General features: G+C 65.9%; 10 protein-coding genes. 9 read left to right on the plus strand and 1 reads right to left on the minus strand.

The window, feature by feature from the left end:
- The first annotated feature begins 1 nt into the window (after nt 1).
- A complete protein-coding gene (locus tag R4P47_RS02540) occupies nt 2-1,636 on the plus strand; it encodes an AMP-binding protein (protein ID WP_317784006.1) in 1,635 nt (544 codons plus the stop codon).
- Nucleotides 1,637-1,649: 13 nt separating this feature from the next.
- Nucleotides 1,650-3,596 carry an acetoacetate--CoA ligase gene (locus tag R4P47_RS02545; protein WP_317784007.1) on the plus strand — a complete coding sequence of 649 codons (1,947 nt, stop codon included), beginning with the start codon at nt 1,650-1,652 and terminating at the stop codon, nt 3,594-3,596.
- Here R4P47_RS02545 and R4P47_RS02550 read toward each other — a convergent pair.
- A complete protein-coding gene (locus tag R4P47_RS02550) occupies nt 3,572-4,027 on the minus strand; it encodes an acyl-CoA thioesterase (RefSeq protein ID WP_256980686.1) in 456 nt (151 codons plus the stop codon). The two genes, R4P47_RS02545 and R4P47_RS02550, sit on opposite strands and share 25 nt — an antisense overlap.
- Before the next feature lie 52 nt (nt 4,028-4,079).
- Here R4P47_RS02550 and R4P47_RS02555 point away from each other — a divergent pair, with 52 nt between their 5' ends.
- The 7 genes from R4P47_RS02555 to R4P47_RS02585 all read left to right on the plus strand — a co-directional run bounded on the left by R4P47_RS02555 (nt 4,080) and on the right by R4P47_RS02585 (nt 11,135).
- On the plus strand, nt 4,080-5,537 hold the full coding sequence (locus R4P47_RS02555) for an amidohydrolase (protein ID WP_317784008.1): 1,458 nt from the start codon (nt 4,080-4,082) through the stop codon (nt 5,535-5,537).
- A 100-nt stretch (nt 5,538-5,637) separates the two neighbouring features.
- Entirely contained in the window at nt 5,638-6,084 is a 447-nt protein-coding gene (locus R4P47_RS02560; RefSeq protein ID WP_317784009.1) for a hypothetical protein, read from the plus strand.
- Nucleotides 6,081-7,571 (plus strand): HAMP domain-containing sensor histidine kinase, encoded by a 1,491-nt coding sequence (locus R4P47_RS02565; RefSeq protein WP_317784010.1) that lies wholly within the window; start codon nt 6,081-6,083, stop codon nt 7,569-7,571. The genes R4P47_RS02560 and R4P47_RS02565 overlap by 4 nt, the downstream gene beginning before the upstream one ends.
- 24 nt (nt 7,572-7,595) lie before the next feature.
- Nucleotides 7,596-7,763: a hypothetical protein gene (locus R4P47_RS02570; protein WP_317784011.1), complete on the plus strand. Its 168-nt coding sequence runs from the start codon at nt 7,596-7,598 to the stop codon at nt 7,761-7,763.
- Nucleotides 7,764-7,872: 109 nt separating this feature from the next.
- Nucleotides 7,873-9,372: an SLC13 family permease gene (locus tag R4P47_RS02575; protein ID WP_317784012.1), complete on the plus strand. Its 1,500-nt coding sequence runs from the start codon at nt 7,873-7,875 to the stop codon at nt 9,370-9,372.
- A 30-nt stretch (nt 9,373-9,402) separates the two neighbouring features.
- Nucleotides 9,403-10,596 carry a glycerate kinase gene (locus R4P47_RS02580; RefSeq protein ID WP_317784013.1) on the plus strand — a complete coding sequence of 398 codons (1,194 nt, stop codon included), beginning with the start codon at nt 9,403-9,405 and terminating at the stop codon, nt 10,594-10,596.
- A gap of 113 nt (nt 10,597-10,709) precedes the next feature.
- Complete coding sequence (locus R4P47_RS02585; protein WP_317784014.1) at nt 10,710-11,135, plus strand: PPOX class F420-dependent oxidoreductase; 426 nt, start codon at nt 10,710-10,712, stop codon at nt 11,133-11,135.
- Nucleotides 11,136-11,403 lie beyond the last annotated feature (268 nt).

Raw genomic sequence — 11,403 nt, forward strand, 5'->3', positions numbered from 1 at the left:
TATGGACAGTTACTCTTCCGGTGAGTCGGACACAGCGGTGCTGGACGACACGATCGGTGCGAATCTGGATCGAACTGCGGCGCGGTACTCGGATCGCGATGCGCTGATAGATGTTGCGTCCGGGCGACGGTGGACCTACTCGGAGTTCGTCGCAGACGTCGATCTGTTGGCGGCCGGGTTGCTCGTGGCCGGAGTCGAGGTGGGGGACCGCGTCGGAATGTGGGCACCGAACTGCCCGGAATGGGTTCTGGCGCAGTACGCGACCGCCAAGGTCGGTGCCGTGTTGGTCAACATCAACCCCGCGTACCGTTCGCACGAGTTGCAGTTCGTGCTGAAGCAGGCCGGGGTGTCGGTGTTGTTGTCGGCCAGAGAGTTCAAGGGATCGAACTACGCGGCGATGATCGACGACGCCCGCCCCGAGGTGCCGTCTCTGCGTGAGGTGCTGTTCATCGGGAGCATCCAGTGGGAAGCCATGACCGATCGCGGGCATCGAGCGCTGGCGAAGACTCCGCGCATGATCACCGATGTGTCCGAGCGGCTCCGCTGCGACGACGCCATCAACATCCAGTACACCTCGGGGACAACGGGTTTCCCCAAGGGTGCGACGCTCAGTCATCGAAACATCCTCAACAACGGATTCTTCGTCGGCGAGCTCTGCCATTACACCGCCGAGGATCGAGTGTGCATTCCGGTGCCGTTCTACCACTGCTTCGGCATGGTGATGGGCAATCTCGCGTGCACGTCGCACGGCGCAGCGATGGTGATTCCCGGACCCTCGTTCGATCCGGTCGCGACGTTGACGGCCGTCGCCACGGAGAAGTGCACCTCGCTCTACGGAGTCCCGACGATGTTCATCGCAGAACTGGCACTGGAGAACTTCGAGGATTTCGACCTCGGCAGTCTGCGTACCGGCATCATGGCCGGATCGCCGTGCCCCACCGAGGTGATGAAGCAGGTGATCGAGCGGATGGGGATGGCCGAGGTGTCGATCTGTTACGGCATGACCGAGACTTCTCCGGTGTCGCTGCAGACTCGGAGCGAGGACTCCGTCGAGCAACGGGTGTCGACCGTCGGACGCGTCGGTCCGCACCTCGAGGTGAAGATCGTCGATCCGATCGAGGGCAGCACACTGCCGCGTGGGGAGGCGGGCGAGCTGTGCACGCGCGGGTATTCGGTGATGTTGGGCTACTGGGAGCAGCCGGAGAAGACCGCCGAGGCCATCGACGACGAGGGGTGGATACACACCGGCGACATCGGGGTGATGGACCACGACGGCTACGTGGCGATCACCGGACGGATCAAGGACATGGTGATTCGCGGCGGTGAGAACATCTATCCCCGCGAAGTGGAAGAGTTTCTGTACACCCATCCCGACGTCCTCGACGCGCAGGTGATCGGTGTGCCCGACCCGAAGTACGGCGAAGAGCTGATGGTGTGGATCCGGATGAAAGACGATGCTGCGCCGCTCGATTCGGCAGCGGTACGTGAGTTCTGCGACGGGCGGTTGGCGCACTACAAGATCCCGCGGTACGTGCACGTGGTCGACGAGTTCCCGATGACGGTCACCGGCAAGGTGCGCAAGGTGGAGATGCGCGAGCGATCGCTCGGCCTGATCGAACAGCTGCCCTTCGGCTGACATACTCGCTTCCATGACCAGTGCGCTGTGGACGCCGACGGATTCCGACCTCGCCGAGGCTCGGGTGACCGAGTTCGCGCGCTTCGTCGAGCAACGTCACGATGTGCTTCTACCGGACTACCTCGCTCTGTGGCGATGGTCGACCACCGAGCTGGAGCTGTTCTGGCGAGCGGTGTGGGACTTCTTTGAGGTTCGCTCCTCCAGCGTGCCGACAACGGTGCTCGCGGAGCGCACGATGCCTGGCGCGCAGTGGTTTCCGGGTACGGAACTGAACTACGTGGACCACGTGACTCGGCACGCTCGACCCGGTCGCGCCGCGATCGTGCACGCCCGCGAAGACGGTTCGACGCGGACCGTGACGTGGGAGGAGATGATCGATCAGGCCGGGGCGCTGGCGGGGACGCTCGCAGGCGCGGGAGTTCGACGCGGCGACCGCGTCGTCGGGTATCTGCCCAACGTCCCCGAGGCGGTGATCGCGTTCCTGGCGACCGCGAGTCTGGGTGCGGTGTGGTCCGCGTGCGGGCAGGACTACTCGGCCTCGGCAGCGCTCGATCGTCTGGGACAACTCGAACCCACGGCACTGATCACTGCCGACGGGTACGTCTACGGAGGGAAGTTCCGAGACAAGGCCGCCGATGTCGACGCGGTCACGGCCGGGCTGCCGACGCTACGGCTGGTGGTGACGGTCGGCGAGGCGTCGGGAACTGCAGTGAGCTGGTCTGCCGCAACAGCGCAGAGCCGTGAATTGGAACCGGTCGCAGTGCCGTTCGATCATCCGCTGTGGGTCGTGTTCTCCTCCGGTACCACCGGTCTGCCCAAGGGCATCGTGCACGGTCACGGCGGCGTGGTGCTCGAGCATCTCAAATCGGTTGCCCTGCACTCCGATCTGGGGCCGGAGGACGTGTTCTTCTGGTACACCAGCCCCAGCTGGATGATGTGGAACTTTCAGGTCGCCGGTCTGCTGGCCGGTTCCACGATCGTGTGCGCCGACGGCAATCCCGCATTTCCGACGCCTGATGCATTGTGGGACATCGCCGCTCGGCTGGGTGTGACCTATCTCGGCACCAGCCCCGGGTACGTACTCGCATGCATCAAGGCCGACGCACATCCGGGCTCCGATCACGATCTCTCGGCACTGCGGGCCGTCGGGATCACCGGGTCCGCGATGCCTGCGACGTCGTCGATCTGGTTGTCGGAGAACATCGGAGCCCATGTGCCGGTCTTCTCCATCTCCGGTGGCACCGATGTGGTGTCGGCGTTCGCCGGGGGAGTGCGGACCGCGCCGGTCTGGGCGGGGGAGCTGTCGGTGCCGTTCCTCGGCGTCGCGCTGGACGCCTACGACGAGGACGGCCACGCAGTCCGTGGCACCGTCGGTGAACTGGTCGTCACCGAGCCGATGCCGTCGATGCCGCTGTACTTCTGGAACGACGCGGACGGATCTCGTTACCGAGAGGCGTACTTCGAGACCTATCCGGGAATCTGGCGGCACGGCGACTGGATCACCAGGACCGATCGCGGCAGTGTGCTCGTCCACGGCCGGTCGGATTCCACGCTCAACCGCAACGGAATTCGTATGGGGAGCGCTGACATCTATCAGGCCGTCGAATCGCTGGACGAGGTCACCGAGGCGCTCGTTCTGGGCATCGAGCTACCCGACGGCGGATACTGGATGCCGCTGTTCGTGGTGGTCCCGGGCGGCGCGACCGACGAGTTGGGTGAACGCATCCGATCCGTCATCGGAACCCAGGTGTCGCCGCGACACGTTCCCGACGACGTCATCGCCACGCCCGCGGTGCCCCACACCCGAACCGGGAAGAAGCTCGAGGTACCGCTCAAACGACTTTTCCAAGGTGCTGCTGCGGCGGGCACCGTCGATGCGAGTGCCGTCGACGACCCGGCGGCGTTGGCGTGGTTCGTCGACCGGGCGGCCGAGTTTCAGCGAGTCCAGCGCGCGAGGTAGGCCTTCTCCTCCGGCGCGATGCGGCGCAGAGTCTCGGCACCGACGTCGACCATCGCCATCCGGGTGGTCGCCACCACCGCGGGCGGCGAATCCGGTGCCGCGCCCGCGGCGCGCACCTCGTACCCGATGGTGAAGTCGACAGCGCGCACCTTCTCGAACCACAGGGTGACGTCGAGTGGACCGTCCGAATGACGGAGCGGCTTCTTGTACGCAATGGTCACGTTGGCGATCAACGCACTCTTGATCAGCGACTCGTTGGCCTCGCCCTCGCTGAGCAGCCATTCGATTCGCGCTTCTTCGAGCAGGGTGACCATTCGTGCATGGTTGATGTGCGCAAAGGCGTCCATGTCGGACCAGCGCACCGTCACGCTCGCGTGATATCCGACGGGACCGGTCTGCTCTGTCTGCATCGCAACAGGCTCTGTCTTCATTGCTAGAGGATGGCATGCGCGCCCGTGAAGTCGACGCTCTAGAGTCCCAGGAGTGATTATCGCCAATGTCGCACTGGATGGTTCCGGCGTGCTCTTCGACATCGAACTGGCAGGGTCGGTCATCGCGGCGATCACCCCCGCAGGTACTCGACGCGCAGCGGGTGACGAGGTGCTCGACGGTGGGGGCGGGGTGGCGCTACCCGGATTCGTGGACTCTCACGTGCATCTGACGCAGTGGGCGGCGGCCCGTAGGCGAATCGACGTCGGGCCGGCGATGTCGGCGGCCGACGCCGTCGCGCTGGTGTACCCCTACGCGCGTACGGCAGGTGAATCCGTGGTGCGCGCCAACGGTTTCCGCGATGCACAGTGGCCGGAGGAGCCACACAAGGACCTGCTAGAGAATGCGCTGCCCGGTGCCCGTGTGGCGATGACGAGCATGGACCTGCACACGCTGTGGCTGAGCCCCGCGTTGCTCGACGACCTGGGTATCGACCACCCCACCGGGGTGTTGCGCGACGTCGACGGCCTCGAAGCGGTCATGGCACTCGAAGAGCAGGAGGACCCGGCCGAACTCGATCGGGCCGTGCTCGACGCCACCGCGGCACTGGCGGTCCGCGGAGTCACCGGCGTCGTGGATTTCGAGTTCGCCGACAACAAGACGGTCTGGGATCGACGCCTGACGGCCGGCTCTCCCGCGGTACGCGTCGACACGACCGTGTGGCCGCAATGGCTCGACGAAGCACTCGAGCGCGGCGAGCGGACCGGAGACGTCTCGGCTCTGTCGGAACTGATCCGGCGCGGACCGCTCAAGGTGATGCTCGACGGCTCGCTCAACACCCGGACGGCGTGCTGCCACGACAGGTACCCGGGGATCGAGGGTGACGACGCGTACGGTCTGCTGCTCGAGACCCGCGAGGGTCTGTTCGAGCTCGTGTCGCGGGCCTCACGCGGCGGCATCGTTCCGGCGATCCACGCGATCGGTGACCGCGCGAACGGTGTTGCTCTCGATGCGTTCGAGCGCGCCGGTTGCGGTGGTCGAATCGAACATGCGCAACAGATCCTGCCGGAGGACATCGCGCGTTTCGCAGCGCTCGGCGTCGCGGCATCGGTGCAGCCGCAGCACGCGATGGCCGATCGCGAGATTGCCGAGGATCTGTGGGCCGGACGGCGCTCGGTGGCGTACGGATACGGAACCTTGCACCGGAGCGGGGCGAGGTTGCTGTTCGGTTCCGACGCGCCGGTCAGTCCGCCCGAGCCGTTGGCCGGAGTCGTCGCGGCGGTGTTCCGTACCGATGACGACCGACCCCCGTGGCACCCCGAAGAAGCCGTACCTCTCGAGGTGGCACTGCGGGCGGCGTGCGGTGGACGCGGGATACTCCGCGTGGGGGATACGGCTGACATCGTCGTTCTCGTCGAGCATCCCGTGCACCGATCGGCACACGATCTGGCCGACACCGAGATCCGAGCGACGATCTGCGCCGGCGCGCTGACCCACGCGTCCGCCGGATAGGCACCGGGTTCGCGGACGAAAATTCGGTCCATAGCCGGACATGAGAACTCACTCATGTTGCCCTCATCGGCGTCTCACTCGTTCGAGACAGTGTGGTGATGTGAAGTTCGCACCCAAGATCGCCGTCCTGGCGGCCGTGGTGATCGTTCCGGTGGGCGTAGCACTGGCGAGCACCGTACTTGCCGACACCCCACAGCCACCGAGCTTCGAGCCGCGAGTCACCGTCGGAGTCGCGGCACCGAGCGCATCCGAGACTTCCGGCGAGGCGCCGCCCCCATCGGCCACACCGGCCTCCTCGACCGCTGCACCCCCGACCGCTGCACCCTCGACCGCGGACCCCTCGACCGCTGAAATTCCTCCCGCGGCCACGGGCCCGGTGGGCGGTACGGCTCCTGCTGCAGCGGAGCCGCCGGCAGCACCGCAGTCCATCGTCGTCCCTGCCCCTCCTCCCGTCGAAGTCATTCCGGACGGTGATGACGATGACGACGACGTCGGTGGCCAGGACGATGCGGATGGCGACGACGATGTGGAAGACGACGACGGGTGAACTCGACCGAGAAACTGATCGACGGCAGTGATGCCCGCACCGAGGTGCTCGCGCGGAGGGGACCTGTGCCCGAGCCTGCGCCTCGTCGTCCCCGGGTAGGAACCCGTGTTCCGGCGCGGGTGCGCATCCTCGGTTGGCTGTTGTTCGTCATGGCACTGGCCATGCTGGCCGTGGGGGTTGCCGTACGAACGATCCTCCTCGCCGATGTCGAGAGAGACACCGCGGTGGCGCTCGAGCAAGAGATCGGCGAGTTCAGCGAGTTCGCTGCGACCGGCCGGGATCCGGACGACGGGTTGCCGTTCGGCAATGTCGCCGATCTGCTCCAGTTGCACCTCCAGCGCCAATACCCGGACGACGACGAGATCCTGTTCGGCTACACCGACCGACTGCTGCGTCAGGAGCGCAGCGGCCCGGGAGATCTGGTCGCCGACGCGGCCGTCGTATCGGCGATCGTGGACTCACCCGACAGTGTGGGATCGACGCAGACTTCGGAAGGCGAAGTCGCCTGGGCAAAACAAGTTGCCGAACCATCCGGTGGGGGCCAGGCCGGGACCTTTGCGATCGGAATCCTCGTCGATCGCGAGCGCGCAGACGTGTCGAACACCGTTCGTGTCGTGATCGGAGTGTCCCTGATGGCACTGCTGTTCACCGGCGGCATCGCCTGGGTCGTGGCCGGGCAGATCCTTGCCCCCGTGCGTCTGGTTCGCCGGACCGCAGCCCAGATCACCACCGACGACCTGTCCAGGCGGATCGAGGTGGACGGCCGAGACGACGTCGCCGAACTCGCCGATACGTTCAACGACATGCTCGACCGATTGGAATCCGCGTTCGCCGCGCAGCGACAATTCGTCGACGACGCGAGTCATGAGCTTCGTACGCCGATCACGATCGTCCTGGGGCATCTCGAATTGATGGGCGACGATCCACGCGAGCGCGAAGAGACGGTCCGGCTCGTCACCGACGAGTTGGACCGAATGAACCGGATCGTGGCGGACCTGTTGCTGCTCGCCAAAGCCGAGCGGCCGGATTTCGTGCACAAGCAACCGGTGGATCTCGAGACCCTGACGCGCGATATCGACGCGAAGGTGCGCGCGCTCGCCCACCGCGACTGGATACTGGGGCACGTCGGCACGGGCTCGGTGCGCGTCGATCCACAACGAGTGACGCAGGCAGTGCTTCAGCTGGCGCAGAATGCGGTGTCGCACACCGGCACCGGTGACCGGATCGTGGTTGGCTCCGAGCTCGTCGGGGACCGAGTTCTGTTGTGGGTGAGCGACACCGGTCCCGGTGTGTCCAACGATGACGCGCCGACCATCTTCGAGCGGTTCGCCCGCGGGACCAGTGGTTCGCCTCGCTCGGACAGTGGCGGCGCGGGTCTTGGCCTGAGTATCGTGCGAGCGATCGCCGACGGGCACCACGGTTCCGCGACGCTCGACAGTCGGCCCGGTGCGGGTGCAACATTCGGGCTGGACCTGCCGGCGCGATGAGCGACCGACGATGAGCGACCGACGATGAGCCGCATCGTGATCGCCGAGGACAACGACCGCATCTCGTCCTTCGTCGAGAAGAGGTTGCGCGCCAACGGTTTCACCACGACCACCGTGGTCGACGGCAGCACCGCGATCGACTGTGCGACGAGCGGAGATGTCGACTTCGTCGTCCTGGATCATCACGTGTAGAGATACGATTTCGACCTGGGATATCGGCCGGCCTGAGCGGAACAGCACATGAAAGAACGCTCATGGAACGTTCATCGACGTTTCATCGGACGGACCGAGACTGGTCACCATGAACACGGTCAGCTACAGAACGCAGCCACCTCCTGTCCCGGAACCGATGCGCTCGTGGCGCTTTCGCGATCTGTTGACCCGCCGACTGGTCCAGGGTGTCATGAGTTCGGTTGCGCTGCTGGTACTCCTGGCCGTACTCGCGGGCGCGGCGCAAGGGCTGCCCAGCGCCGGGCGGACCACGCTCGTGGTCTTCACCGCAGCTGTCGCGCTCTGGGTGTTCACGAAGATCGACGACACCTACGTAGCTCTCGGTGCCGCACTTGCTCTGGTACTGACCGGTGTGGTGAGCACCGACGCACTGTTCGACACTCTCGGCGAGGAGACCATCTGGCTTCTCATCGCGGCATTCATCATCGCCGCGGGAGTCCGTGAGTCCGGTTTGGCAACGCGCGCAGCAGTGTTCATCGTCAGTGGCGCGCGTAGCGTACGCCAGCTCGCCCATCTGGTGACGGCCGCGTTGATCGTGACCGCTTTCGCGATTCCCGCCACCTCGGGTCGCGCCGCCCTTGCGCTGCCGGTGTTCTTGGCGTTGGCGCAGGCGCTCGCCGAGCGCAAGCGGGTGGTGCGGGCGTTGGCAATCCTGTTTCCTACCGTCATCCTGCTGTCCGCGGTGGCGACGCTCATCGGGGCGGGGGCGCATCTGATCACCAGCCAGGTGCTCGAGAGTGCGACGGGTACCGGGATCAGCTTCACCGCGTGGCTGTTGCTCGGTGTGCCGCTGGCCGTGGTCAGCAGCCACTGCGCCGCCGAACTGGTACTGGTGCTGTTCACCGATCGGGAGGATCGCCGAATACCGTTGACGGTGAACGTATCCGACATGGCATCGCGACTCCCGACACCGGTGACGGGACCGCTGACCATCGCGGAGAACCGGGCCGCGACGCTGCTGGCCGTCGTCATCGTGCTGTGGTGCTCCGAACCGTTGCACGGCGTGCACCCCGCCATCATCGCCCTGCTGGGTGCCTTGATCTCCACCTCACCGCGGGTGGGTACCACCGACTTCGGAAAGGCGCTCGCTACCGTGCCGTGGTCGCTGCTGTTGTTCATGGCGGCAACGCTGGCCCTCGGGACCGCGTTGACGACGTCCGGTGCGGCAGGGTGGCTCTCGGACGGGCTGTTCACGGTGGTTCCGATCGGCTCGGCACCGCCCTGGGTGTTCATCGCGGTGGTGATCGTGCTGTCCGTGGCCTCGCACCTTCTCATCCAATCTCGCTCGGCACGTTCGTCCGTCCTCGTTCCGCTCGTCGTCACCACGGCTTCGGCGCTCGGAGTCGACCCCATGGCCGCGGCCTTCGCGTCGACGGCTGCAGCAGGCTTCTGCCACACCATGCCGTCCTCGGCGAAGCCGGTGGCAATCTTCGCCAAAGCCGAAGGTGTGGAGACGTATTCACCGAAGGACCTGCTACGCCTGTCCGCCTTTCTCGCGCCGCTGACCGCAGGGACCGTGCTGTTCTTCGCCGTGTTCGTGTGGCCGCTGCTCGGCACCCCCATCTCCTGATCTCCCACCCTCGAAAAGGAATCGATCACCATGCCGTCTTCCACCCCACTCCGGTTCGTCGTCGCCCCGTCCGGGTTCAAGGAATCTCTCGGTGCCGACGAGGTCGCGTCGGCCATTGCCGCTGGTATTCGCCGGGTGGTGCCCGGGGCCATCGTCAACTCGGTCCCCCTCGTCGACGGGGGTGAGGGGTCCGCTCGCGCCCTTGCCGGTGCCACGATGGGCAAGGTGATCGACACCGTCGTGACCGGGCCGGTGGGCAAGCCGGTCGATTCCCATTTCGCTCTGCTGGGAACGGACGGGCCGGTCACCGCGGTCGTGGAGATGGCAGCAGCGGCCGGTCTGTCGCTGGTTCCGCGAGACATGCGCGACCCGACGGTGACCACGAGCCGCGGAGTCGGTGAGCTCATCCGTACCGCCCTCGACTACGGTGCCGAACGAATCCTGTTGGGCTGCGGCGACTCCGGCACCTCGGACGGCGGTGCGGGGCTCCTACAGGCGCTCGGAGTGCGACTTCTCGATGCCGAAGGCCTCGAATTGGGCGACGGCGGAGGCGAGTTGACTCGGCTCGACCACATCGATGTATCCGGCCTCGATTCACGGCTGAGTCCGGGAAGCGGTGTGGAGATCAGGGTCGCATGCAACCCACACAACATCCTCTGTGGGCCCGGCGGAGTTGCCCGGGTCTTCGCACCGCAGAAGGGGGCCAGCTCGACGCAAGTGGAGATCCTGTCGGCCGCGATGGACCGCTGGGCCGAGGTGTTGGAGCGTGACGTGTCGACGCGGCCGCCCGGTCTGAACCTCCGCACCGGGCCCGGTACCGGCGCGTCCGGCGGGATGGGGGCAGGCGTGGCAGCGGTCCTGCGGGCCGAGCTGCTACCGCGCTTCGAGGTGATGCTCGATCATGTCGACCTCGACAGCCTCATCGCGACAGCCGACCTGGTGTTGACCGCCGAGGGGTCCATCGACAAGCAGACGCCGAAGGGGAAGATCCCGACGGAGGTCGCCCGCCGAGCCAAGCTTCACGGCAAACCTGTGGTGGCGCTCGCGGGAACCATCGGTCTCGACGCCCGCGCCAACTACGACTCGGGTATCGACGCCTTCGCCGGCATCCTGCCCTCACCGGTCGAGTTGGTCGAGGCGCTCGAACGGGGTGCCGAGTTCCTGACCGATGCCACGGAGCGAGCGATGAGATTGATTCTGGTCGGAGCGACCCTGGGCCACTGAGTCGGCCCCGGCATCGAACGATCCCGGTCGGCGGCGTCGTGAACGGACCCGTGGACCTGCCGAAGTACCCGAGATCGCCGATTCTGTCGGCCCAGCCGCGTAGCGTCACTCCGATGACGTCGTTCACCGATCCACGCGTGCGTGAATTTCTGTCGCAGGGCACCCGCACCGGCAAGCTCGGCTACCTCGCCTCCGATGGGCGGCCGCTGGTGGCACCCATCTGGTTCGTCGTGGAGGGTCAGCAGATCGTGTTCAACACCGGTGCCGATACGGCCAAGGGCAAAGCCATTCGTCGTGATCCGCGGGTGGTGCTGACCGTCGACCTGGAAGAGCCGCCGTACGGGTTCGTGCAGGTGCAGGGCATTGCCTCGGTGGACGAGAATCCGACCGAACTGGTACGCACAGCGACCGCGATCGGAGCCCGCTACATGGGCCGCGAACGCGCCGAGGAGTTCGGCACCCGCAACGGCGTACCGGGCGAATTGATCGTTCGGATCGCACCCACCAAGGTCATCGCCGCTTTCGACATGACGGGATGACGACCGACGATATCCGCGCGGTCGGCCCTGTAGATTGACCGGGTGCCGAATCGAGTCGGAGTGTGTCGGGTGCGCTCGAACGGGGTACCGACTTGTAACGGTCCGGTCCATTCGCACGGATATGTACCGAAGAGTAATTTCCGAATTTCCGTGACGAGTAAATAGGGAACGTAGAAATCAACTTGCTCGATGTGTTCGGTGCTCACCGATCGCCGCCGGTCCGGCGGCCGGTGAGGGCGCATGTGATTGTGGGAAAGAGAGGCTTCGA

The organism is Rhodococcus sp. IEGM 1370 (assembly GCF_033142325.1).
Taxonomy (GTDB): Bacteria; Actinomycetota; Actinomycetes; order Mycobacteriales; family Mycobacteriaceae; genus Rhodococcoides.